Below are 25142 nucleotides of genomic sequence, written 5' to 3'. Positions count from 1 at the left end.
TCACCACAATGTTTAATAGTGCTAAAATTAAGATAAAACATCTTTTATAACTAAACGATTATTTAGCTTAGCATCATATTACACAAACAATTAATATAAAAACAAATAATAATGAAAAATATAACCTCAAAATCCATTAATATATTATCTATTCTAGCTATGACATTTTTTGCGATTCCTAAGTTATTAGGTCAGCCTACAAGCGTGGCAGGATTTAAACAATTTGAAAAAGTCATTCCTTTAGATGCAGAATTCTTCATGATCTTTACTGGAATATCAGAATTAAGTATGGCGATACTTATTCTATATTTTGCGATTACTCAAAAAATAAAAGTAGGAATGTTTGCCTATGCATTTTTATTGATCACCATGATAACAGCATTAGGCTTGGAATTTATTGCTAGACCAGAACCTAAAATGGTATTAGTAATTATCGCAATTGTACTAGTTATATTTTCAGTGTATCAACTCCTCACGTTAAAAAATAAAGTAGTTGTGTAAGAAGTTACTATTGTAAGCTTAAGACTATAAAAAAATGGAATTGAAACAAGAATTTCTTATCGGACAGAATAATTTCTATTTAGAAAAATCTAAATGTGTAATTGAATATGATAAAAATAAAGTAATTGACTTTACTTTTGTTGGAAACAATGAACGTTTTGAAACTCTAGAACAAACTGATGATTTTGAATTCAAAGACTTCATATATCCTCCAGAATTATATATCTGAAACTTTACTTTATCAAAAAATATGCAAAGTTTAATCACAGAAAACAATCATTTAGATTCTGAAATCGGACTTTACTTTGGAGAACATGGAATGTTTGTTGGCGAGGTTTATGTGAAAAACAATTGTGTTAGCATTATTGGATTTGGAGAAGTATATGGTGAAAAATATCCTGTGAAAATTAACTATACGCTATAATGCCTAAGCAATCAAACAACAGGTAAAACTACATTTCTTAAAAGCACTTATCCTGCTTATCATAGTACGGTAACTCTGATTTTTTAATCTAATATGTATTTATTAGATATAAACCATCCTTCTAATGTTTATGTTTACATCTATCTAAAACTAGTTTCTATTAATAAATTATGAAAAACATACCTCATAAAGAGAATCAAATTCATTGCGTTAGTAATTTTGAAGACTTTATAAGTGCTTCCTTTCATAAAAAAATGAATGCGATTTGCTGGAGTCGTGAATTAGTAGGTGATTTTTCTGAGATCGTTAGTCAGTTAGAATCAAATGAGAACATAGTCGAGATTCTACCAAATGATCTATTAGCACTTCAACTAAGTGAGCAAGGGCAACTGGCTCGTAACATACTTTTAGAAGATTTAAAGACCTTAAAAGATCTGGGCACATCTCCTACTCTCAACCTAATTGAGTTCTATGATAGAGACGATAGTTATCCACCCTTCCCAACCGATGTATATTCTTTTCATGTAGATCGATCTCCTGTACCTGTAGACACTATTTTGTGCACCTATTATGGCGCATCAAGTGAAATAGTACCCAATTCACAAGCCGTACAAAAAATCCAGATTCCAGAAATACGCGAGGAACTTAAAAAATTACACGACGAATCAGAAGAAGATTTTGAAACCTTTTTAAGTGACAATTTCTTTGACCTACATTATCAAGAAACACCTGAATCACAACCTATAAAATTAGAATTAGGTAACCTATACAGATTAGCTATCGATCATCCTGAGAGCAAAGTCCTACCTTGCGTACATCGTGCTCCAAAAGAAAAAAACGGAGAGAAAAGGTTATTGCTTATTTGTTAATGACATTTATTGCCATTTATAACATTCAATCTATATAACAGCTGTTATTAAAAAGAAACACCGATAGTTCTTGCGATAACGCAATCTAATAATATCAAAAATAAAGCCTTGTGAAATGAACTTCACAAGGCTTATTATATTAAGGGATTCTATAAATTTAAAAATATTAGGCTCTCGTTACTTTAAGCACTTTACTTAAATCATAACCACCAAATTTTTTCATATAAGATCTAGTAGAGCTACCATAAGCGTCTCTATTACTCTTGCGTCCATTTGATTTAAGGAATTTCTTTACACCACCTGGTCCAGATAAATGTGCAGCAGCAAGAATACCGCTCTCTGTTACTTCTACACCAGCAATAGTTTTTCCCTCATATTTCTCTATATAAGGTTTCAAAATCTTATGGTTGTATCGTAAATTTTGAATAAAGACTCTTTCTTGTAACCTTACTGACTTTAAAAAAGCAGTAGTATCTGTTATACCAAAATGTCTAAGCGTGACAGCACCGAACTGGTACTTACCCATGTAACCTAAAGTATTTACACGCCAGTGTTGACCTCTAGATTCTTTAAAAGCTAGTGCTTCCTTGAATGAAATAAAACTATCTGCACTGGACGTAGCCAGCGAGTAGTCTCGTAGATTCAAGTCACCACTCTCTTCTTCGTATTCTGTTTCTTCAAAAGGTCCCATTTCTAAAACCTCTTTTACAGCAGCTTTTTCAGAGTTGCTATTTGAAGAATCGGACTTTATATATTTAAAAGCCGAAAAGCTCATCAACAACACTGCTGGATAAGCAATAAAATTCACATATTGTGATCTCATAAATTTTGTTTCCGAAAGGTTACTGTCACACCTTTCTATAACGCGGCGCAAATTTACGACACTATCTCGCTTATTTGTTAGATCGATGTTAAAGAACTGATTTAAGGCACTATATCCTTAAAAAAAGACATTTTAAGCGGTCGTTAGTCTTTTAAACGATAGAAATGAGGTCAGTCATCTATATAACACGAGATTTAAGTAACAAAGGATAAACGAAATCTTTACAGATCTAGTAGAAATGCATTTAAAATTAACAAATAATAACATCTAGCACTACTTAATGGAATATGAAGCGCTATTAATCAATCGATTGCATGGTATTAACTCTATCTATTATTCTTTGCTATCCACCTTCTATAAGCCGCAGCATTACGATTGTGTTGCGCAAGAGTTTTGGCAAATTTATGATATCCAAAATTCTCAACATTTGCTACAAAATATAAGTAGTCGTGCTTTTCTGGATTGAGTACCGCATTGATCGCAGTTAAATCTGGAGTAACTATAGGACCTGGAGGCAGGCTAGAATATCTATACGTATTGTATGGATTATCTATTTCTAGATGTACATAAAGCACTTGCTTAATTTGTTGTTCAAAATCATTTTCAGATTTTTTCTTTGCATATATAACCGTAGGATCTGCATCGAGTTTTATACCTCTCTCAAGGCGGTTAAGGTAAACACCTGCTACTCTAGGCATTTCGTCTACTTTGGCAGTTTCCTTTTGTACTATAGAGGCGAGCGTGTACACTTCACTAGCTGATAGATCTAGCTTTTTTGCTTTTGCAAGTTTTTCTGCCGTCCAGAATTGTTTGTGGTAAGACAGCATTTTATCTCTAAAACGCTCTGCACTCGTATTCCAGTAGGTCTCATAAGAATTAGGTAAATAGATGCTCAAAGCTGTATTTTCATCCAGTCCATTTTCTTTTAAAAATTCTGGATCTTTCATAGCCTTAAGTAAAGTCAGGCTATCCGGTTCTATTTGTTGTGATAGACGTCCTGCAAGGTTTTCTACACGTTCTTGATTATTAAAAGTGACCTTAACAGGCATGTTCTGACTGCGCACGGTATTTATAATATCGTTATTGCTTGAACCTTTTTTAATCAAAAATCTACCAGATTTTATATTCTCGTTATATTTCTTTTTAACTGCTGTGGTGTGTAAGTTGTCACGATCCTTTACAGCATCTGCTATAATAAGAAATGCGGTATTATAATCTGCATCACTAGGTATAAAAACCTCATAGGTTTCCGTTTCGAAATTAGTGTTAGAACCGAATAATATCGAGTAAATATTATAAGCAAAAATGCCCATAATTACCAGTCCCACGAGTACAATACCTAGGATGATTTTTTTATAATTCTTATTCATTGATCAGTTGGTAAAGGTGTTCGTTTTTATATGATTTTTCTGTGGCAATCCAGTCTTTTTTTATTCCGCTTTCGCGAAAGCGTAACTTTTCAAACAATTTGCGACTGGCTAGATTATCTTCACTTATACTCGCATATAATTGATGTAATCTAAGGTGTTTAAAAGCATAATCTATCATGAGTTCTAGTCCAGAAGTAGCTAGACCACGTGCACGGTCTGACTCTTGAGAGATAATTATACCTACTCCTGCACGTTTATGATAAGGGTCAAAATCATAAAGATCTACAACTCCTTTAATTTCATTATTTAAATTGCAAATGGCGAGACGTAATTGTTTTACCTCATAAATATCGCGGTGTGCATTTTCTAGATATTCTCTTATTGTAAATTTAGAATAAGGAGTTATGGTATGACCGAATTCCCATAGCTCTGGATTGTTCTCTAATGCATAGATAAAATCTAGATCTTCTGGATCTACTGCCCTTAACTCACATAAATCGTTTTTTAACATCATACGGCTATCGCTCCTTTAAAAACTTGCGTTGCAGGACCAGTTAACCATATATCAGTATATCCTTGAGGAGATGGCTGGTATTTCACTTTTAAAGTACCGCCAGGTGTAAGAAGTGACACCTCGTTATTTTGTGTTTGTTCTGTGCTATGCATGGCAAGAGCTACTGCTGTAACACCTGTACCACAACTTAGGGTTTCATCTTCTACTCCACGCTCATAGGTACGTACTTTAAATACGTTACCACCTTGTGGTTCTACAAAATTTATGTTTGCACCTTCTTTTCCATAAAGATCATTACGCAGGTGCCTACCTTGTGTAAAAACATCTGTATGATCTATGTTATCAGTTAATTGGACATGGTGCGGTGAACCAGTATTAGTGAAAATATGTCCATCAAAGACTTGTACCACAGGCACATCTGTCATTTGTAAACTTACCTCTCCATTATCAAATAAATGAGCATGATGTAAACCGTCTATAGCCTCAAAACTTGCGGTATCTTTTACGATGCCTAAGTGTTGTGCAAAACTAACTAGACAGCGACCACCATTACCACACATAGAGCTCTCGTTACCGTCTGCATTATAATATACCATGGTAAAGTCTAACGTATCGTGGTTTTCTAACAGCATTAAACCGTCTGCTCCTATACCAAATTTACGATCGCAAAGCTTCTCAATAAGTTTAGTGTCTGTTTTATCAAAATGTAAGTCGCGATTATCTAGGATAACAAAGTCGTTACCTGTTCCTTGATACTTGTAGAATGTGATCGTTTTCATTCTTGCAAAAATACAGCAAGTGATTCAATTCTCTTAATGTTAAACAGCGTTAAACCTATTTTTTAAACACAATTCTATGTGTAATTTTAGGTTATAGATATAAATAAACAAATTGCACATGAAATCATTTATCAAAACATTAGGGATAGCCGTCCTAGGTGGAGCGGTTGTTTTAGGATCTTATAAATTCTTTTTTGAAGAAAACTCTCAAAAATCTATATATACAGAACAAGCAACTACAGGAGAAAACCCTGTACCCATAAGCCCAGTAAATTATGTAAACGCAACATCTATAGCAGGTGTAGATTTTACAGAAGCTGCTGAAAAAACTGTACATGCCGTGGTACACGTAAAAAACAAAACGGTTGCTAGAGTAAGACAGTCCTGGTCTGATTTAAGAAATGGACGTGTACCTTATAGAGAAGCGATAGGAACTGGTAGTGGTGTCATTATTACTGAAGATGGTTATATAGTGACTAATAATCATGTTATTGATAACGCTCGCGAACTTGAAGTGACTTTAAATAATAACAAAACCTATAAAGCAAAACTGATAGGTACAGAACCTAATAGTGATATCGCTTTATTAAAAATAGAGACAGATGAGGCCTTGCCATATATTGTTTTTGGCGATTCTGATCAGACTAAAATAGGAGAATGGGTTCTTGCAGTAGGTAATCCTTTTAACCTTACTAGTACAGTAACCGCAGGAATAGTAAGTGCCAAAGGTCGTGATCTCGATGCGACTGATGCTAACCAGCAAAGTTTTATACAAACTGATGCTGCTGTAAATCCAGGTAATTCTGGTGGTGCGCTGGTTAATACTAATGGAGAGTTGATAGGAATTAATACAGCTATCGCGTCTAAAACTGGTTCTTATGTAGGATACTCATTTGCGGTGCCATCTAATAATGCTCGTAAAATCATTAATGACATTATAGAATTCGGTTTTGTACAAAAAGGAATGCTAGGTATACGTGGTGGTGACCTTAATGGCAACATTGCAGACGAATTAGGTATAGATGAAAGTGAAGGAATTATAGTATCTGACGTAGTAGAAGATAGTGGCGCGTTTAATGCAGGACTGCGCAAAGGTGATGTCATTACTATGATAGATAATATTAAGATCACAAAATTCTCTGAGCTTACTGGTTATGTAACTAGTAAAAATCCTGGCGATGTGGTAGTGGCAAATATTATTAGAGATGGAAAAATAAGTCAAATAAATATAGAGCTGACTAAAAACAATACGGTTAGTATTCCATCTATAGAAATGGATTTACGTAACTTAACTAAATCAGATCGCAGCAAGTATAAAATTAAAGAAGGTGTAAAAATAGAACGCACTACTGGAGGTCTCGCAAGGTATGATATGAGAGATTATGTTATCACCAAAATCAATGATACAGAAGTTACAAATATAGATGACGTACAAAATGTATTGAGAAGTGTTAATCCTAATGCGACGCTATTGATTCAAATGAAAAACAGCGCTGGTGAAATAGAACGTTTTAGATATACGCTGGATTAAGTTTAAGTTTAAGTTTAAGTTTAAGTTTAAGTTTAAGTTTAAGTTTAAGTTTAAGTTTAAGTTTAAAAATGCAAAATCTCCAGATAGCTACTTAGTTATTTGGAGATTTTTTTTATGCTACTATCCTACTAGTTTATATTCTGGATAGGTTTCTTCTAGGTATTCTTCCATCTTTTTAGGTATAACCACTTGCATAACGTATAACATGACACACATCAACACAAATAGAAAACTAATGATTCCTACAACCCAAAGATTCATGCTTGCAAATGAATTTGTATTGGGAATAAGCATATTAAAAAAATGAATAGGTATTAACCCTAAACCAAAACCTGCTCCATGCTGCATAATGATATCTTTAAACAGCCATTTCTTCTCATCACTTTCTTGACTTCTTTTTCTCTCTCTAAAATAAGAAACAGATAGTTTAACAAAATAACCTATAAATAGAATTACTATTACCGCACTCAAATAATCTGCAGAGACACTTATTAATCTCAATAGATAGAAAGTGGCTACGCTAAATAAAATAAGCAATAAGATTTTAGGTAACTTAAAAAACTCTAAGGTATGTTTCCATATTAGTTTAGAGTACTTCTTACCTAATGATTTCTGGCGTTCTTCTACCACATCCATAAATCCGAACACGCCAAATTTTTTAAACTCTATCTGTAGCGCTTTTTCAAAACTTAGATCTGGGTTTTCTTCCCATTGAGATTCTATTCCATTTGCTAGATGATCAACCAGCTCGGATTGAAGATCATACCATTCTACATAATGTTTTTGAGTAAATGCAAATAACTCTTCTATATGTTCTTGAGTTAATTTATTCATTAAAATGATAGTTTAGGGTTAATAATAGCCTGCATGTTCTCCATATATTCCTTTAATTCTTGCATCATATTCACAGCCTCTTTTTCACCTTGTGGGGTGAGGGAATAATATTTTCTAACACGATTCTCAACTTTCTCTGCTTCTACTTTTAAATGACCTTCAGACTGTAATTTATGTAAAGAAGGATAAAGAGCTCCTTCTTTAACATCCATTGTACCGTTAGTTAATTCTTTTACTCTTTGAGTAATTTCATAACCATACATCTTCCCTTCTTGCTCTAGCAGGCGCATGATTATAGTGGTTAAACTACCTCTGTATAATTTGTTATTTGACATACCTAAGTTTCTTAGGTACAAACATACATAAGAATCTTAGGTAACAATAATTTTTATTGAAAAAATTGTATTTTTAAGAAATAGCGAGAGTAATAAAATTATAAATAATCAACTTTTATGGTAGTTAAGAGCAGTTTTATGAGTTCCGCTTTCGCGAAAGCGAATCTATAACCATCACAAATCAATAAATAAATTAAACAATACACATAAATAAGTCGAAATAAATTCTACTATAACGTTATAGTATTATTACTTTTGCAAAAAATTAAACACACTAAACCCACATTTATGAGTAACCAAGTAGATACTTATGAAAAAGAGCTCGCTTTTCAAACTGACAGGCGACGTGCAGCTGTTGCATTTATTAAAGTCGTAAGCGACCTATGGTATGACCGTTCTATAGAACTGGTACTATTTAGAAATCAGCTTATTGATAGAAACGTAAGCGAGATCATCAACCTACATGAGTATGCTGGTGAATTTGTACAAAAACCTATTTCGGTTTTTGATAGTGTGGAGATCGCACAAGCTATTCTATCTCTAGACTTACCACCTTCTAAACTAGACATAGGTAAACTTACTTATGAATACCATCTAGAAGAAAACGAGATGCAGGATGCCATGGCTTTTGTCATGAGTAAACTGGGTGACGCACAAAAAACTGAAGAAATCACTCCTAAGGACGTGGTGCTTTATGGTTTTGGTAGAATAGGACGTTTACTTGCTAGAGAGTTAATGAGCAAGGCTGGAAAAGGCAGCCAGTTAAGACTACGTGCCATAGTAACTCGTGGCGCTATTACAGAATCTGTTCTTGAAAAACGTGCTTCTCTTCTTGCACAAGATAGTGTACATGGAGATTTTTCTGGTACGGTAAGCTATGACCTAGAACAAGAGTCTCTTATTGTTAACGGGACGACTGTAAAAGTAATAAGCGCAAACGCGCCAGAAGACATAGATTATACAGCATACGGTATTAACGATGCTCTTATTATAGATAATACTGGTGCTTTTAGAGATGACGTGGCACTAGCCCGCCACCTAGAGGCAAAAGGTGCACATAAAGTACTACTTACTGCACCAGGAAAAGGTATTCCTAATATAGTACACGGTGTTAACCAGTTAGAGAACAACCCTGATCAAGTAGATATATTTTCTGCAGCAAGTTGTACGACTAATGCTATAACGCCTGTTTTAAAGGCGATAGAAGACAGTTTTGGTGTTGTAAAAGGACATTTAGAAACGATACATGCATATACTAATGATCAAAATCTAGTAGATAACATGCATAGTAAGTACCGTCGTGGACGCGCTGCGGCACTTAATATGGTTATTACAGAAACTGGTGCTGGAAAAGCGGTAAGCAAGGCATTACCTTCTTTTGAAGGTAAACTTACCTCTAACGCTATACGTGTTCCTGTACCTAATGGTTCTCTTGCCATTCTTAATCTAGAACTAGAAACTGCCACCTCTAAGGACGCTCTTAATGCTACCATTAAGAAATATGCTCTAGAAGGTGATCTAGTGGAACAAATCAAGTATTCTATTGATAACGAGCTAGTTTCTAGTGACATTATAGGTTCTAACGCACCGTCTATTTATGACTCCAACGCAACTATAGTAGGTCCAGATGGAAAAAATGCAATAGTTTATGTATGGTATGATAATGAATATGGATATAGCCACCAGGTGATTAGACTGGCTAAATATATCGCAAAAGTAAGACGTTTTACTTATTACTAATTTTTTATAAATTGCTTTCAAATTTGCTAAAGCGTGAAAAAGCCATCTCAATAAGAGATGGCTTTTTAGTTAAATTACTTTTTTGATAAGTGTTCCGCTTTCGCGAAAGCGAATACATTTCAAAATCTCTCCAACCAAGTCTCATTTTCATTAAATTTGATTATGGTCGATACAATTTTATAGTCACCGTATTTAAAGTTAATGGTTACTTCATGAGAATATTCAAATATTGGGCAACTGCCTCTAGAGTTTTACAAATAGATGATTTTACACAGGAATCAACTGTTTATGGTGGGTCAGATATTTCTATAGAGCATGCTAGAAAAGATGCAGAACAAAGACTCGATAAAGCAGCTGCTAAGATTCAGGAGAAAATAAATAGAGTATTTAATAACGACCCTAGTTATGAGGTCGATATTAGGGAGGAAATCATAGAAAAAATAGACAGTAATAATATTATAACACGTAATAGGTATGGTGCACAGGTTCTCAATTCTACAGATACCATGTTTATAGATGTAGATAGTTACAAGTTAAGCTTCATGAAAATCTTTTTCAGACGTGGTAAAACGAATAAAGATTTTATGCTAGCAGGAATAGAAAAAGCTGCTGCAAAGAGTGTTTATAGCCAGTTGGGTTTTAGAATTTATGAAACTTATAAAGGTTATCGCATTTTAGTAAGTGGATTTCATTATCCAGTGAGAAGCATAGAGACTAAATCCATTTTAAAAGATTTTAACGGTGACCGACTCTACAATTACATGTGTGAAAAACAAAATTGCTATCGGGCAAGATTAACCCCAAAACCTAATCGTGTCGAACAAAAATTACCTAGAATTATTTTTCCTGATCGTACATATGAACAGCAAAATGTTCTCGATAAATGGCTGGATGAATATAGATATAAAAGTCAGCGATATTCTACATGTAACCTTGTTAAAGAAATAGGCTTTATTTCTTCTACGCGAGTTATAGAATATCATGATAGAATAAGTAAAGTAAACAGTAACTATCCACTAGCTTAAAAGAGTAAAAATAGCATAAAAAAATCCATCTCAAATTGAGATGGATTTTTATTAAATGCTAGATTTTATATCACTAAAATTTTATACCGTTGCTGTACTCATGGTATCTAGGGCTTTACTTATTAAAGTATCTCCTTTTATAATTTCAAAGGTTTCTTTATTTGCCGTATCATCGTGTAATGCTCGAGTTAATGTTTGTGCCACATCTGCTCTTGAGATTTCACCATGTTTATTTAATTTATGTGAGAGTTCAATATGGTTAGAGGCATTATCATTAATCAAAGAACCTGGTCTAACTATCGTATAGTTGAGACCGCTGTTTTTCAAATAAACATCAGCATTATGTTTTGCTTTTAAATACTCTACTAATTGGTCTGCCTCTTCTGGATTATCTGCTCCCATAGAACTAAGCATCACAAATTTTTTAATGTCATTTGTTATAGCTCCATCGACTACCTTCTTTGCTCCTTCTTGATCTATCTCGACTACTTTTTTACCACCAGAACCTGCAGCAAAAATTACTTTATCAATATTTTTAAACGTATGAGAAATATCTTGAGAAAGGTCGCCCATTACCCATTTAACATTTTGAGCTTCAAATTGTGCCTTTTGCTCTTCTTTACGTATCATGGCTACCGGCTCAAAATATTGAGACTCATTTAAAAGATTTACTATTTGTTTTCCTGTGGTACCTGTTGCACCTGCTACTAATACTTTTTCCATGTTTTCAAGATACTAAATACAGCTGCTCTAACAGCTTGTCTAATAGTTTTTAACCTCATTTTAGGCACTTATTAACTATGCCTTATTCTTTTATTAAGCTGCATTTAACGTATTCACCATGCGTTCAATTTTTGTAACTTACGCAGCTATTAAAACTTGTATTTTTACAATAGCCATATATTAAACTAATAAACCCTGCAGCGCTTGAATAGCTTTGACAAATTTCTCCATAGAATAGGTATCATATCGTTCTTTACTATAGAATTACCTATAAGCGCATATGATTTTGCGCGCAAATTAGGTGAAATGACTTTATATAGTGAGATAGGCTGGTTTACAGATCTAGAAGATCTCTTCTCGTCTGACTATAGAAGATATAAAGGTCTAGTAGTTAATAGTCATTTTAGAATTAAACATAAAGCGGCTTTCTTAGATTTTGGAAAACATACTGCCATAGGTACTGGTTATGTTATAGAAACGGAAGAAGGCATTAAAATAACCGTTAAGGTAAACTCTTTTAAAATCGCAATTTTTATTTACATGATTATGGCAAGTTTGTACTGTATTATCGTGTTGTTAAGTATGATATTTAGTGTAATAACAGATAGTGCCATTGCTCTAATAATACTGCCTTTTATAATCTTGTTTGCCAGTATAGCCATTGTATTACCTTTTATTTTATTGCGCAATAGCACACGTAGAATGCATGATTTTTATCAAGGACAGTTTTATTACTTTGCTCAATAAATATCAATATGCATCTTAAACCACTTACCTCACTTAGGTTTTTATTTGCATTAATGGTATTTGTATCACATTTAAATTTTTTAAAAAATTCTAATCATATATGGTTGCGCGATACTTATAACACCATTCTATCACAAGGTTATATAGGTGTCAGTTTCTTTTTTATCTTAAGCGGTTTTATACTTACCCATGTTTATCGTTTTAAACTAGATAGCAATGCGACAGCAAGAAGGAGCTTTTTTATAGCAAGACTAGCACGAGTTTATCCTTTACATCTTGCTACTTTTTTAATCGCAATACCTTTAATGTTCTGGGGTCAAGAAATTACTATAAGAGGTTTATTATTGGGGTTGTCTAACGTTACTTTAACCCAAAGTTTCATACCTATAAAAGAACTTTACTTTTCTTTTAACGGACCATCATGGAGTATTTCTTGCGAGGCTTTCTTTTATTTATGTTTCCCTTATTTACTAATTCTTTTCAATAAACTAGGTAAATTTAAATACTACCTAACCGCAATTTTAGCATCTATTATCATCATTCTAACTAACTATATAAGTCCGAACTTGCAGCATGGTTTATTTTACATCAATCCACTATTTAGAATAGTTGATTTCATCTTAGGCATTGTAATATATGATTTGTATATAAATCTAAAAAATCAAAAAACGTTAGTAGATTTTACTATACTAGAGTTTCTTTCTATTGCGATTTTTGTATTGTTTTTCAGTTTACGAGATAGTGTTACAGATACATCTTTATACAGTATTTTTTATTGGATCCCTATAATGACCATCATTCTAATATTTGCTTTTCAACAAGGAGCAATTTCTAAAATTCTAAGTCATAAATATGCCATATGGTTAGGAGAGATAAGTTTTGGCTTCTACATGATACACCATCTAGTAATGAGATACTTTATACTAGGTAATGGTAAATTTGAATTAATCACTAATCACTATCTAATCATAATATTATTGTTTACAATAACCGTTATAGCTGCTGCTGCAAGCCATCGTTATTTTGAAACCCCTTTAAACCGTTGGATTAGAAATAAAAACTAATTTTAATCTTCTGTTATAATTACAGATCAACCATATAACAAATGATATTTATTTTTGGCACCAAAACAGTATTACTTAACGAGATCACGCCTAAATCCATTAAATGCAATTTCTGTGAATCTCAAGGAACTGTAACTTTAATATCTCGCAGTTCTCACACTCATCTATATTATATACCTATGTTTCCCTTAGGTATAAAAATTTCTGCTTATTGTCACGACTGCACTTATGAGGCTAATCAAAATGAATTCCCTCAAAATTATTACAGCCATATAGACCTATTAAAAAATGATAGCAAAACACCATTTTGGCAATTTACGGGCATTGCTATTATAATTATTGCTATAATCCTAGGCATAGGAAGGTCACGATATGTTGAAAATAGAGATGCAGCATATATCGCAACACCAGCTATAGGTGATGTATATCATTATAAAACAGGTTACAGCCAGTATTCTACAATGAAAGTTGTATCAATTAATTATGATTCTATCTTTTACATCCATAATGATATGGAGGCAGATAGGTATAACATGTTATCAGAACTTAATGTAGAAGAAAATTATGGTGATGATATTTATTATATTCTAAATAGTGAATTAGATAGCATGCAAAACGCAAATACCCTAATAGATATAATAAGAGCAGAAGATTAATAATACCACATTATTAAACCAGTTTCATCTTTGCTTTTAAAACCTTAGAAGCTTGTGTATAACCGCCATTTTCTCCATCTAGAAAATGAATATGATAGTCATCAATGGCTGTTACAAAACAAGATAAAACACTACTGCTACTACTGTAATATCCATAATTTATTAAATGATCATTTTCTAACCCATCTAGATATTCTAGTAGTTGCTCTCTTTGCTCCACATTTCCAGTAATCACAGTATTAATAGAACCATCTAATAATAACGTCTCTGTAAGTTGAATCAAGTCATTGATATAGTTTTTACCTTTTTTGGTGTTTTTAGTAAACCAGCCACCCATTACACCACGCCACCAGCTAGAAACCAACTTGCTAGGTGTAACATTTTTAAATTTCATTTTTACTTCAGCCTTAATCCTACTTAGACTATTGACCATCTTTAATCGTTTTGCGACAATAGGATGGCGTATGGTATCATCTCCATATATTAATTCGATTTTCTCTAAAATCTGACTATATAAACTAGATTGATCCTCTACTTTTCTGGCCTTAATTATTAAGGAAATAATCTCATTTTTATTATCCGGCGGGCTTATTTTATCCCACTTGCACTCCATTCCGTTAAGGTCGAGATTAAAATTAAATTGCTCTATAGCTGTTACTGGAGGTGAGGCTTTGATTTCATTTTCTGCCATTTGTAATGCATTACCTAATATAACAGGCATTAAATGGAGATCGTTTCGCTTGTACTTTAATATTTTAAGAGACGCTCCTTTATCAACCATTTCTCCAACTTTACGGTACCCTACTCTTAAAAAGAAATCAAAAGAAATAGAACACCTCTCTTGGTGTAGATTTAAAGCAAACAAACATTCATTTAAGATCTCATTAGGGACTATAAGTGTTGCTCCATCACCTCCAAAGAAAAAAGGAATCTCAACACCCTTTGCTCGAGAAATATTAAGACAGGCAACTATACTACCAGTAGCTGCTAGATTAACAAGCTGTTGCTTTCCAGCTTGTACAGCTTGTGTAGATTTTTCTACATCGGTTACAATTATATTCCACGAGTTTGGAACATCAGTAAAAGCTTCTTCATCATTTATCAGTTCATGAATAGAACCATAATGTAAATGTAAGTTAGAATAAAATAATGTATCTGTAGCGGCCATACTCAAAATTACATGAATTTATGTATTCTTATATCACAAGGTAGTATTAAAATCTCTTAACCATTTAATATCATTGAATCTAGAGCATTAATAGTACTTTTGCAGAAACCCCTATTAAAATGAAAAAATTATACTTTTTACTAATTGTTGTTCTCGCTTTCGCGAAAGCGGAATCACAAGTAGTCATAAACGAATTAGATGCAGATACCCCTAGCACAAACGATAGGCAATTTGTTGAATTAAAATCTGATGTACCATTTTATCAGTTAGATGGTTTCGTATTGGTGTTTTTTAATGGTTCTACAAGCTCTAGCACAGGAATGGGGCGTAGTTATTACACAGTAGATCTCGATGGTCTTGTGACAGATGACAATGGTTTAGTTGTCTTAGGTAGCTCTCTAGTTTCACCAGTTCCAGATCGTTATATAGCAGAAAGTAACATACAACTAGGTGCAGATGCTGTAGCAATTTACAGAGGTGACGATACAGACTGGCCAGATAGAACATTCCCATCTCAAGTAAATCTAGTTGATGCATTAATTTATGACACTGATGATGCTGATAACGTAGCATTGATGACATTTTTAGGTATTACAGTTCAATACAATGAAAATGAAAACGGTAATAAAACAACAGAATCGGTACAACGTAAAACAGATGGGACATATGAAACTAAAAGCCCTACACCGCACTCATTAAACAATTCTACAATACCTACCTATAATGGTGTTAGTTTCACAACTAGTAAAACAGAGCTTACCGAACCTGATACATTTGACATTACCTTCACACTAACCGAGGCACCTACCACGGATTTTACCCTAGGTTTTAATTTTGATAACCAAGGCTTTGATGCAAATGACTTTACAGGAGGTTCTTCATTTACTATTCTAGCTGGTCAGACCAGTACAACACTAAGTTTTACCATTACCGACGATGCAATAGATGAGGGTGATGAGTCTTTACGTATCAACTTAGATGATAATTTACCAACAGGTTTTAAGAGATTAAAAGATCTTGAAGAACTAGTAGTGATTGATAATGATTTTCAAGTAGCAACATACGGTACTCCACTAGCACCTACATATGGTATTGTAGCTAGCACTGCACCGAGTGATTATTATAACAGTTTAAACAATCTAGCATCGCCACAACTAGAAACAGCAATTACAGCACTCATTTCTGAAGAAAACGTAGTTCGTATTCATACGTACAATGATGTAACAGAAATATTAAAAAAATCAGATGTATCTCCTTTAAACTCTAACAACGTATGGTTAATGTATACGGAACAAGAACGTAGAGTGATAGACTTCCAAACAGGTAGTACAAATACAGGTAAATGGAATAGAGAACACATTTGGTCTAGATCAAGAGGTCCGTTTTCATCAATTGAATACGACGAGATTACAGACGGCATGTCTGTATGGACAGAAACTAACGCAGATAGTTTAAGACATGGAAATAGTGATGCACACCATTTAAGAGCTGCAGACGGTCCAGAAAACAGTTCTAGAGGTAATAATGATTTCCCAGAATATAATGGTCCTGTAGGTTCTCAAGGTAGTTGGCATGGTGACGTTGCTCGTGCATTATTCTATATGGATTTAAGATACAACAATCTTGCTATGGTAAATGGTAACCCTGCAAATACAACTACTGGACAAATAGGTGACCTAGCGACATTAATACAATGGCACAGAAATGATCCACCAGATGATTTTGAAATGAATCGTAATAATGTCATTTACACCTGGCAAAATAATAGAAACCCATTCATTGATAATCCAAATTTAGTAGAATTAATTTATGGTAATAATATAGGTCAAACCTTCACACTCTCAGAACAGTCTGAAGTACTATCGAAAATAGTTATAACACCTAATCCATCAAACAACCATTTTACAATATCAAATGTTAATGAGCCAATTAATATTACTATTTACGACTCGTTTGGTAGAATTGTAAGAACTGAAAACATAACAAATACAATTAGAATAAACCATAACTTAACAACTGGTATGTACCTAGCAAAACTAAGTGAAGGTGATAATTCTAAAGTCGTAAAATTATTAGTAAGATAAGGTCATTTTCAAAAAATTAATTTGGTCCTATATAGTTTATTAAAATCTCAATGAATTTAGATTCATTGAGATTTTTTTATCCATTACTATTTCTAGTTAAATTTTAAATAATCCTATTATTGAGGGTTAGAGATAAAGGGGGAAAGATGTTATTTAAATAGAATATATTATTCAACAAGTATAATCTTTGACTTAACACTTTGTATTTTTCTATTAATGAAAACATTTTTATCTAGTATAACTTAACACCATTTAAACTGTAGTTTTCTGTCTCTGAATAATAAATAACAACAATAAAAGTATAGTGCGAGTGAGGGATTCCATTAGTATACCGTTGTTTTGGTAATGGTTGTAGGTGTGAAAACATAAAGCTTATTATAATTCATAAATCTCACAAGAACCATTTGGAATGCGTCATTCAATTTAAACTTTTGTTCGAGACATTATTTGTGGCAGTATAGCGTGTTATACATCAGATTATTTGACTCTAAATATTATCCACCTTTGTCTGTTCACGCCAATTAGTAGTTTCAGAGTCTTAAAATTGTTAATTTGTTTAGCTTAATGATAGCTTTGTGTTTTTCATGAATATCGTGTAGAATAATTTTAATTAGCTAAAGGATTAAATTAACATACTATAGTGTAATAATTTGACAACATATAATTGGCCTGAACTAATCTCTATGACTACTGATTTTTAATAAATATGTATACACCAAAAATCAAACCTAAACTTTCATATATGAACCCAGCATAAAACAAACAATAAAACTTACTCAACAACTCTCGATACGAACTTATAATTATTCTAGATGAACAAACTCATAACATTATTCATTCTAGAACGGACATGTATAAACAAAAAAAACCCTTGTCTAATTGACAAGGGTTTAAAAGAAGGCGGCGACATACTCTCCCACAAATAGCAGTACCATCTGCGCAAATGGGCTTAACTTCTCTGTTCGGAAAGGTAACTTCAAATACCTTAGTTAAAATCTTACTGCAAATCTTCACGACTCACTAACTGATCTTTTAACCTATCTGAAGAACATTTGCCTCGTTAAACATTTAGCTGTTTTCCTAAGCGGCTGCAAATATACAACCCCTTTTATTTAAATTCCTAACTTTTTATTAATAAAATCGAAATAAAAACAAAGCAATTAATCAACTACTTAACTAACAATAGCTTACAGTAAAATCAAATCAAGAAGACACCCTTTTAATCAAGAAAACCTATTCAAAATCATCTTATCCGCACATAACATTAACCAACAAACAGCTATATCGATAACACATTAATCCGAATAAAGAAGTCAAACCAGTTAAAAATCCAAGTCCTTGTGTGTCGAAATGAAATTGACAAATTTTATATAATAAAAAAAATCCCATCTCAAAAGAGATAGGATTTTTTCTATATTTAAAACTATTAAATTAATTAGTCCCATTTAGAACCAAAAAACTTAGATCGCTTTCCTTTATTACCACCAGAATCATTAGAACCAGAATTATCTCTTCTAGGCTTAGAATCACGATCTCTAAAACTACTACCGGAACGAGAATCATCATTAGATCTAGAACTACGACCTTTGAACCCTCCGCCAGAGCTAGAACTATCATCACGACGACCTCTATGACTGCTACCGCCTCCAGAATCTCCATCTCTACGACGGCCTTTGAAACCACCGCCAGATCTAGAATCTCCATCTCTACGACCTTTGTAACCACCTCTACCGCGGCCACCATCACGTCCTCCACGATCTCTCGATTCTCTCACTTCACCTTCGTGTACGTTTGCTCTGATCTCACGTTTATTACGCTCTTGTCCATTCAACTTCTCCATTTGAGAAGCTACTTCTTCCTTTACATCCATAAAAGAATGGGCACCATCTAAAACAATACGACCTATGTCATTTCCAGAAATACCAGTTACATCACATACAAAACCTAATAACGCTCCTTTATTCACATCATCTTTGCGACCTAAGTTAATAAAATAGGTCTTCATCCCATCTTCCTTACCTCTGGATCTCGGCTTTCTTTCACGGTACTCACCTCTATCCTCGCGCGGCTTTGAATTATCATTAAGATCTGTAATAGAATTACGCTTATAAATCTTATTAAACTCTTGGCTTAAAAACTTACCTATCAACTCTTCTTTAGTAATATCTTCAAGACTAGTTTTCACTTCATCAAGAAGCTCATCGCTAATTTTATCATTAACTTCTAGATCTTTTATACCTTCTGTCCATTTAGTAATACGTCTAGCAGTTATCGCTTCTAACGCTGGAATCTCAGATCTTTCAAATTTAATAGAAAGCTTACTTTCCATATATCTCATCTTACGAATATCACCTTTAGTAATAAACGCAATAGATTCTCCTTTTTTACCTGCACGAGCGGTACGACCAGAACGGTGTGTATAAAATTCTGGATCTTCTGGTAACGCAAAATGAATTACATGTGTAATGTCTTCTACATCAATACCACGAGCAGCAACATCTGTAGCTATCAACAATTTTAGATTTTTATTTCTAAAACGTTTCATAGCCGCGTCACGCTGTGCTTGTGACATATCTCCATGAAGTGCTTCTGTTGCATAACCGTTGTTATTCAACTCGTCTGCTACTTGTTGTGTATCTCTTTTTGTACGACAAAATACTACACCAAACATATCTTGATTAAAATCAAGCATTCTTCTTAGAGCTTCTGTTTTATCTCGAGCTTTAAGTTGAACAAATTGGTGAGATATATTTGTGTTTACTATGTTCTCGCGGTTGATACGTACCTCTTCTGGATTTACCATGTACGTATCTACTATCTTCTTGATCTCTCTTGCCATTGTAGCAGAGAACAACCAGATATTACGACCTACATCTGTCTTAGAAAGAATAAAATCAATGTCTTCACGGAAACCCATGTTCAACATCTCATCTGCTTCATCAAGAATCAAGAATCTCAACGCATCGAGTTTTACCTCACGACGTTTCATAAGATCCATAAGACGCCCTGGAGTTGCCACAATCACTTGCGCTCCACGTCTAATGTCTTTGATCTGACCCATGATATTTGCTCCTCCAAAAACAGGTACGACATTAAGTCTTCCCATTTTTTGAGACATCGCTTCTATCTGACGACAAATTTGTTGTGCTAATTCACGCGTTGGGGCTAGTATAAGTGCCTGCGTGTCTCTTGAGCTGGTATCCATTAACTCTAATAATGGTATACCGAATGCTGCGGTTTTCCCTGTACCAGTCTGCGCCAGACCTATAAAATCACCATCATGCTTAAGCAATAATGGAATAGCTTGCTGCTGAATCTCCGTAGGAGTTTCAAAACCCATTTCAGCAAGACCGTCTAATAACGGTTGTGATAGACCTAAGTCTTCAAAATTTTTCAAATAACTGTGTTTAATTATTTTGCAAAAGTACGACTAATAAATGAATTTTTTATTATATAGAAATTTTATAGATATAATATCGCAGTTTTAGTATAAAAACTCTTAACAACACAAGCTATTAAATTTAAACGTAAAACCATAAGCTCTCTCTCTTTTTACTGTACAAATTGTGTAAATTCTTCTATACTTTTTCTCTCTGGTATACTTAAAGAACCTACCGCATCATTATCATAAGTACCTATATAAAAGAAACCTAAAAACTCCTCTCTATCATCTACCGTGATTTTTGAAAATTTTGACATGTCTGCAAATGGTTTAGGAGAACTCCAATAACATCCATACCCAAGATCGTGTGTAGTAAGCCACATATTTTGCACACTCATACTTACAGCGGCTATTTCCTCCCATTCTGGAATCGACTCTTTTACATCTCTAGATTTAAAAATCAAAATCATCGCAGAGGTTACTTCTAGTTTTTCTTGAAGTTTTTTAAGTTTAAGTGGTACTGCTTTATCTGTAGATAGACTAAACTGCTCAACCATAAAGTTCCCTAAATCTATCAAGGCATTTCCTTGTAATACTTTATAACGCCATGGTTCTGTTTTTCTATGATTAGGTGCCCATCTTGCACTCTCTAAAATTTTCAATAAATCAGATTGCGGTATAACTCCATTTGTATATTGTGCAGGAAAAATACTGCGACGTGTCTGGATTAATTGTTTTAATGTCTTTTTCATGAATTAAAGATAATGGTTGTTACGCTTTCGCGAAAGCAAAAATTTAAAAACACCTTTTCCTAATACTTAAGTTGAATCAAAGCAAAGGCGTTATTAAAGAGTAAAATAAATTATCCATCATTATAGAACTACATTAAAATGGCTTAGTTAACATAAATTACCGTTTTCTCGGAATAATTGAAAGAGCTTGCCGAATTAGAACATAAGAATAACTTATGGAATTGTGTTTTTATTATTATTTTAGACCTGAATTATAAACCAACTAAAAGAGTAACAATGGCAGAAAACGTAGTACCATTATCAGACGCCCAAAAATGGGTAGCAAATTGGAGAAGTAGTGAAAATAAAATTCTTGGAAACACCATAAAGGCATATGAAGCTCCTGGAGTAGATTTTGCAGAAACTCTAGCAGAGTCTGGTGCGGTAAACACAAGACTATACCTAGCAATAGACGGCAAAGGAACATTAAAAACGCTAATAGTAGGCGTTGATAAAAATGGTAAGGATATGATAGATGCTACTAAGGAATGGTTTATCTATGATGCTACCTCTACTATTCCTCCTAAAGAAGGAGATGTTAACAGTCCTTTAATGACTTTGGAATAGCTCAATATGTGGATTGAAATCTATAAATATTTATTTAATTTCTATTTATTTTTTTTGCTGTTGAATATCTGCGGATATTCAGCAGCAATATTTTTAGGTGGGAAAAAATTTATTCCTATTTTATTGTATTTAATGGGTGCGTTGATGGCTGAAACAGGCACTTATTTAATTCGAGAAGATATTATTACAATATTCGGTGAGGTTACCAATGCTCCTTTCAACACCTTATTCTTAACGATACAGTTTCTAAGTTTCTCGTATTTTTATAAAACAAATATTAAAAACATCTGGTTTCAAAAGTACTTTTACATAATTTTTTGCATGATAAGTGTAATCGCCTATTCTATTTATATCATTGATTTAAATACTTTTATGACTCACAATCCATGGTTAAGTTTTATTACTCTACCCTTTCTTTTATTATTAAGTACCGTATATTTTTATGACTTATTAAAAGGTGAAAAAGGTTACATATTTATCAATATAGGTATTTATATGGTCACAAGTTGCACTCTTATTTTTCTAAGTTCTGCAACATTTTATGAAAATATAAATTATGACTTGTTACTTATTAAGAAGAGTTTACACATTACCCCTATTCTTTTACTTCATACCCTACTTTTTTATCAAATCTATCTCTCTTTTAAGAAAAGAAAAGAAACAGTCATAGTGGTAAAATAAATGAATAATTTGCTATGTTTTCTATATTGCCTAAGTAGCTTCACTTTAAAACAGATTAGTTTAACTTAACAGTCCTAAAAATACAATACTTAAAATGTATTTTGATGAGGCTATCTAAGTCCAGCGCCATTGAATGAAATTTATGATATTCTAATAGTATGCTATTACATTCTAATAGGCATAAACTTAATATTCTACGCAGTTGCCGTAGCTACTGGCTATCGTATTTTTAAATATTTATTAATTTACTTAATAACTGCAGCTAGTACAGAAGTACTTTCTAACTTAATAAGGAACGACGTTATTCTTTTTTTAGGAGAAAAAACCAATGCTCCATTTTACTTCTTCTTTATTGTTTTACAATTTATAGCCTTTTCATTATTTTATAAAAATGTCTTGCATAAAAGAAGGTTCTCTTATTTGTTAAATGCTTTTATTACAGTCATTCTATTCATTACAGCCCTTCCATATCTCATAGATTATAAACTCATTATGACATTTACTCCATGGGCGGCCTTTATCACCTTACCCATACTATTATTAATGAGTACTGTCTATTTCACAGATTTATTAAAGAATAGGTATGGTTATCCATTCATTAACATAGGGATATTTTTAATGATAGGTTGTTCATTAATCAATTTTGTGACATTTCCATTTCAAGCAGGAATAGAAGATCACATTAACAAATTAAAACTTTTACTACATATACTGCCATTACTAAGTTTACATCTTTTATTTTTATACCAATGTTTACTCTACTTCAAATCTCAAATACAACCATCAACTATGTAGCGATAGGGTTGATGGTTTTTATCATTTTATTCTCTGTCGGGATGGTTATTTTTTTCTTGCTTTCGCGAAAGCGGATAACCAAAGCAGATCTAGAGGTAAGAGATACTAAAATTAAAGCTCAGGAAGATGTCATAGAGGCAACTTTATTAACTCAAGAGAAAGAACGACATCGTATTGCAAGAGAATTACATGATGAGATAAGTGCAAAACTTAATGTTATTTCTTTAAACACAAATTTACTTACTGATACTACCTTAAGTAAAGATGACCGTGATTTACTGCTAGATCGTATTCAAAATGCTACTGCAAAAACACTAGAAAATGCTCGTAGGCTAGCACATGATCTATTACCACCAGTTTTGGAAAGATTTGGTTTGTGCCAGGCGCTTACAGAACTCGTGGATTCCATACATAACGATCAATTAAAAATAAACTTTGATTGCGATTGGGATGAGTCTGTATTAACCTCTGACCAGCAGTTACATACTTATAGGATAGTACAGGAATTATTCAATAACTCACTCAAATATAGTCAGGCAAACCATATCCATCTATCGCTAACTACAAGTAACGTAAAAAGCATGGTTTACCGTGATAACGGTATAGGTTTTCAGGAGAATACAGGGAAAGGATTAGGGACTAGTAACATCAACAGTCGTGTTTCTATTTTAAGAGGAAGTATGACATTAGAAACCTCTATTAATCAAGGGGTTTTATATACCTTTGAATTCCCAACTAACCCCTAGATACTTATGATTAACCTTGCTCTAGCAGACGATGAGACCCTATTTCTAGAAACATTGAGTTTTATGCTGAATAGAAACGCTCATTTCAATGTCCTCTTTACCGCAACTAACGGTCAGGAAATGATAGACCAGCTTAATGACTGTGTTGTGATGCCTGATGTTATTATTACCGATTTAAAAATGCCTGTTCTTAATGGTATAGAGGCTACTAAAAAAATACACAAAGACTTCCCTGGTCTTAAAGTGATTGCTCTATCTAGTTATGATACTGATGTTTTTATTTCTAACATGTTAGGTGTAGGAGCGGTTTCTTACCTAGTAAAAAACTCTAAACCAGAAGAGGTGTACAAAACTATTAAAGAAGTACATGAAAAAGGATTTTATTATAATGAAAAGCTACTGGCTATATTACATGAGAATTCACAAAACCAAAACTTTAAGAAAAGTGCTCTAGATAAAAAATTAATCAGCGACAGGGAAAAAGAAGTATTAGAATTAATTTGCAAGCAACACACTACTAAAGAAATAGCAGATTTATTATTTATATCTACTCGTACCGTGGACAGACATAGAGATAGTTTATTAGATAAAACAGATAGTCGCAACGTTGCCGGTCTGGTAGCATTTGCTATTCAAAACAGTCTTATCAACCTTAAATAAAACATGTCGTTCTTAAAATGGGTATTTATACTCATGTGTAGAATTACAAATCGGTATACATTTACAATGTAAATAAAAATGATTTTAAGTGGTAGTTCAGGGGACCACTTATACATCAAGAAAAAAGTTTCATTGTAGGGAATGAGATTTAAATGGGACTTCGGTCCCATTTTTCATTTACTAATACCATTAGTTATTTATTGATTCTATTGCCTCATTCTATATCTACATCCGTAGATCTACTCCTGCTAAGTGACTGTTACAGATTAATTTAACCATTCATCTAAAACATAGCTAGTTACTAGAGTTATGTTATGTATAAGATGGTAATAT

The 25142-nt window shown here is 33.2% G+C and carries 27 protein-coding genes; 16 read left to right on the top strand and 11 right to left on the bottom strand.

Annotated elements, in window-relative coordinates; translation table 11 throughout:
- The first annotated feature begins 111 nt into the window (after window positions 1–111).
- The 4 genes from ACJJVN_RS06595 to ACJJVN_RS06580 all read left to right on the top strand — a co-directional run bounded on the left by ACJJVN_RS06595 (window position 112) and on the right by ACJJVN_RS06580 (window position 1794).
- Window positions 112–501: a hypothetical protein gene (locus ACJJVN_RS06595; protein ID WP_405377548.1), complete on the top strand. Its 390-nt coding sequence runs from the start codon at window positions 112–114 to the stop codon at window positions 499–501.
- 40 nt (window positions 502–541) lie between these two features.
- The gene (locus ACJJVN_RS06590) at window positions 542–730 is read left to right on the top strand and encodes a hypothetical protein (protein WP_405377547.1); all 189 of its coding nucleotides are present in this window, start codon (window positions 542–544) and stop codon (window positions 728–730) included.
- Window positions 731–751: 21 nt separating this feature from the next.
- The gene (locus ACJJVN_RS06585) at window positions 752–925 is read left to right on the top strand and encodes a hypothetical protein (RefSeq protein WP_405377546.1); all 174 of its coding nucleotides are present in this window, start codon (window positions 752–754) and stop codon (window positions 923–925) included.
- A 170-nt stretch (window positions 926–1095) separates the two neighbouring features.
- A complete protein-coding gene (locus ACJJVN_RS06580) occupies window positions 1096–1794 on the top strand; it encodes a hypothetical protein (RefSeq protein ID WP_405377545.1) in 699 nt (232 codons plus the stop codon).
- A 166-nt stretch (window positions 1795–1960) separates the two neighbouring features.
- Here the strand turns inward: ACJJVN_RS06580 and ACJJVN_RS06575 are convergent, their stop codons facing one another.
- From ACJJVN_RS06575 to dapF, 4 genes are all read right to left on the bottom strand, one after another.
- Window positions 1961–2617: a peptidoglycan-binding protein LysM gene (locus ACJJVN_RS06575; protein ID WP_405377544.1), complete on the bottom strand. Its 657-nt coding sequence runs from the start codon at window positions 2615–2617 to the stop codon at window positions 1961–1963.
- A gap of 326 nt (window positions 2618–2943) precedes the next feature.
- Complete coding sequence (gene mltG / locus ACJJVN_RS06570; protein ID WP_405377543.1) at window positions 2944–3987, bottom strand: endolytic transglycosylase MltG; 1044 nt, start codon at window positions 3985–3987, stop codon at window positions 2944–2946.
- On the bottom strand, window positions 3980–4501 hold the full coding sequence (locus ACJJVN_RS06565) for a GNAT family N-acetyltransferase (protein WP_405377542.1): 522 nt from the start codon (window positions 4499–4501) through the stop codon (window positions 3980–3982). The genes mltG and ACJJVN_RS06565 overlap by 8 nt, the downstream gene beginning before the upstream one ends.
- Window positions 4498–5280, bottom strand: a complete 783-nt coding sequence (dapF, locus tag ACJJVN_RS06560) for a diaminopimelate epimerase (RefSeq protein ID WP_405377541.1) — start codon at window positions 5278–5280, stop codon at window positions 4498–4500. The genes ACJJVN_RS06565 and dapF overlap by 4 nt, the downstream gene beginning before the upstream one ends.
- A gap of 118 nt (window positions 5281–5398) precedes the next feature.
- Here dapF and ACJJVN_RS06555 point away from each other — a divergent pair, with 118 nt between their 5' ends.
- The gene (locus ACJJVN_RS06555) at window positions 5399–6811 is read left to right on the top strand and encodes a trypsin-like peptidase domain-containing protein (RefSeq protein WP_104516754.1); all 1413 of its coding nucleotides are present in this window, start codon (window positions 5399–5401) and stop codon (window positions 6809–6811) included.
- A gap of 120 nt (window positions 6812–6931) precedes the next feature.
- Here the strand turns inward: ACJJVN_RS06555 and ACJJVN_RS06550 are convergent, their stop codons facing one another.
- Both ACJJVN_RS06550 and ACJJVN_RS06545 read right to left on the bottom strand, forming a co-directional pair.
- Window positions 6932–7645: a hypothetical protein gene (locus ACJJVN_RS06550; protein WP_405377540.1), complete on the bottom strand. Its 714-nt coding sequence runs from the start codon at window positions 7643–7645 to the stop codon at window positions 6932–6934.
- Window positions 7645–7980, bottom strand: coding sequence for a PadR family transcriptional regulator (locus ACJJVN_RS06545; protein WP_104516756.1), 336 nt, complete (start codon window positions 7978–7980; stop codon window positions 7645–7647). The genes ACJJVN_RS06550 and ACJJVN_RS06545 overlap by 1 nt, the downstream gene beginning before the upstream one ends.
- A 288-nt stretch (window positions 7981–8268) precedes the next feature.
- Here ACJJVN_RS06545 and ACJJVN_RS06540 point away from each other — a divergent pair, with 288 nt between their 5' ends.
- Window positions 8269–9720: a glyceraldehyde-3-phosphate dehydrogenase gene (locus ACJJVN_RS06540; RefSeq protein WP_104516757.1), complete on the top strand. Its 1452-nt coding sequence runs from the start codon at window positions 8269–8271 to the stop codon at window positions 9718–9720.
- A gap of 4 nt (window positions 9721–9724) precedes the next feature.
- Here the strand turns inward: ACJJVN_RS06540 and ACJJVN_RS06535 are convergent, their stop codons facing one another.
- Complete coding sequence (locus tag ACJJVN_RS06535; RefSeq protein ID WP_405377539.1) at window positions 9725–9871, bottom strand: hypothetical protein; 147 nt, start codon at window positions 9869–9871, stop codon at window positions 9725–9727.
- 61 nt (window positions 9872–9932) lie between these two features.
- Between ACJJVN_RS06535 and ACJJVN_RS06530 the strand changes: the two genes are divergently transcribed.
- Entirely contained in the window at window positions 9933–10745 is an 813-nt protein-coding gene (locus tag ACJJVN_RS06530; RefSeq protein ID WP_405377538.1) for a hypothetical protein, read from the top strand.
- A gap of 81 nt (window positions 10746–10826) precedes the next feature.
- Here the strand turns inward: ACJJVN_RS06530 and ACJJVN_RS06525 are convergent, their stop codons facing one another.
- Entirely contained in the window at window positions 10827–11468 is a 642-nt protein-coding gene (locus tag ACJJVN_RS06525) for an SDR family oxidoreductase (protein ID WP_104516759.1), read from the bottom strand.
- 204 nt (window positions 11469–11672) lie between these two features.
- On the opposite strand from ACJJVN_RS06525, the gene ACJJVN_RS06520 reads away from it, so the two are divergent.
- Genes ACJJVN_RS06520 through ACJJVN_RS06510 form a run of 3 tightly spaced genes read left to right on the top strand, consistent with a single transcriptional unit; the run spans window position 11673 to window position 13935 of the window.
- On the top strand, window positions 11673–12215 hold the full coding sequence (locus ACJJVN_RS06520) for a hypothetical protein (protein WP_405369301.1): 543 nt from the start codon (window positions 11673–11675) through the stop codon (window positions 12213–12215).
- Between the two features lie 8 nt (window positions 12216–12223).
- Window positions 12224–13279, top strand: a complete 1056-nt coding sequence (locus ACJJVN_RS06515) for an acyltransferase family protein (RefSeq protein ID WP_405369302.1) — start codon at window positions 12224–12226, stop codon at window positions 13277–13279.
- Window positions 13280–13320: 41 nt separating this feature from the next.
- Window positions 13321–13935, top strand: a complete 615-nt coding sequence (locus ACJJVN_RS06510; protein ID WP_405377537.1) for a hypothetical protein — start codon at window positions 13321–13323, stop codon at window positions 13933–13935.
- 13 nt (window positions 13936–13948) lie between these two features.
- Here the strand turns inward: ACJJVN_RS06510 and ACJJVN_RS06505 are convergent, their stop codons facing one another.
- Entirely contained in the window at window positions 13949–15103 is a 1155-nt protein-coding gene (locus tag ACJJVN_RS06505; RefSeq protein ID WP_405369304.1) for a DUF3095 family protein, read from the bottom strand.
- A gap of 119 nt (window positions 15104–15222) precedes the next feature.
- Between ACJJVN_RS06505 and ACJJVN_RS06500 the strand changes: the two genes are divergently transcribed.
- Window positions 15223–17187 (top strand): endonuclease, encoded by a 1965-nt coding sequence (locus tag ACJJVN_RS06500; protein ID WP_405377536.1) that lies wholly within the window; start codon window positions 15223–15225, stop codon window positions 17185–17187.
- Window positions 17188–18622: 1435 nt separating this feature from the next.
- Here ACJJVN_RS06500 and ACJJVN_RS06495 read toward each other — a convergent pair.
- Both ACJJVN_RS06495 and ACJJVN_RS06490 read right to left on the bottom strand, forming a co-directional pair.
- Window positions 18623–20584, bottom strand: coding sequence for a DEAD/DEAH box helicase (locus ACJJVN_RS06495; protein ID WP_405369306.1), 1962 nt, complete (start codon window positions 20582–20584; stop codon window positions 18623–18625).
- Window positions 20585–20739: 155 nt separating this feature from the next.
- Window positions 20740–21321: a nitroreductase gene (locus ACJJVN_RS06490; RefSeq protein WP_405377535.1), complete on the bottom strand. Its 582-nt coding sequence runs from the start codon at window positions 21319–21321 to the stop codon at window positions 20740–20742.
- A gap of 276 nt (window positions 21322–21597) precedes the next feature.
- Here ACJJVN_RS06490 and ACJJVN_RS06485 point away from each other — a divergent pair, with 276 nt between their 5' ends.
- The 5 genes from ACJJVN_RS06485 (at window position 21598) to ACJJVN_RS06465 (ending at window position 24809) form a co-directional block, all read left to right on the top strand.
- Complete coding sequence (locus ACJJVN_RS06485; protein WP_146080387.1) at window positions 21598–21927, top strand: hypothetical protein; 330 nt, start codon at window positions 21598–21600, stop codon at window positions 21925–21927.
- A 6-nt stretch (window positions 21928–21933) separates the two neighbouring features.
- Entirely contained in the window at window positions 21934–22608 is a 675-nt protein-coding gene (locus ACJJVN_RS06480) for a hypothetical protein (protein ID WP_405377534.1), read from the top strand.
- Between the two features lie 129 nt (window positions 22609–22737).
- Complete coding sequence (locus ACJJVN_RS06475) at window positions 22738–23403, top strand: hypothetical protein (RefSeq protein WP_405377533.1); 666 nt, start codon at window positions 22738–22740, stop codon at window positions 23401–23403.
- Window positions 23358–24149: a sensor histidine kinase gene (locus ACJJVN_RS06470; protein WP_245890653.1), complete on the top strand. Its 792-nt coding sequence runs from the start codon at window positions 23358–23360 to the stop codon at window positions 24147–24149. The genes ACJJVN_RS06475 and ACJJVN_RS06470 overlap by 46 nt, the downstream gene beginning before the upstream one ends.
- Window positions 24150–24155: 6 nt before the next feature.
- Window positions 24156–24809 (top strand): response regulator transcription factor, encoded by a 654-nt coding sequence (locus ACJJVN_RS06465; RefSeq protein ID WP_104515216.1) that lies wholly within the window; start codon window positions 24156–24158, stop codon window positions 24807–24809.
- Window positions 24810–25142 lie beyond the last annotated feature (333 nt).

The organism is Nonlabens sp. Asnod3-A02, from assembly GCF_045063755.1.
Taxonomy (GTDB): domain Bacteria; phylum Bacteroidota; class Bacteroidia; order Flavobacteriales; family Flavobacteriaceae; genus Nonlabens; species Nonlabens xylanidelens.
This window is presented reverse-complemented; position numbering and strand designations above follow the sequence as displayed.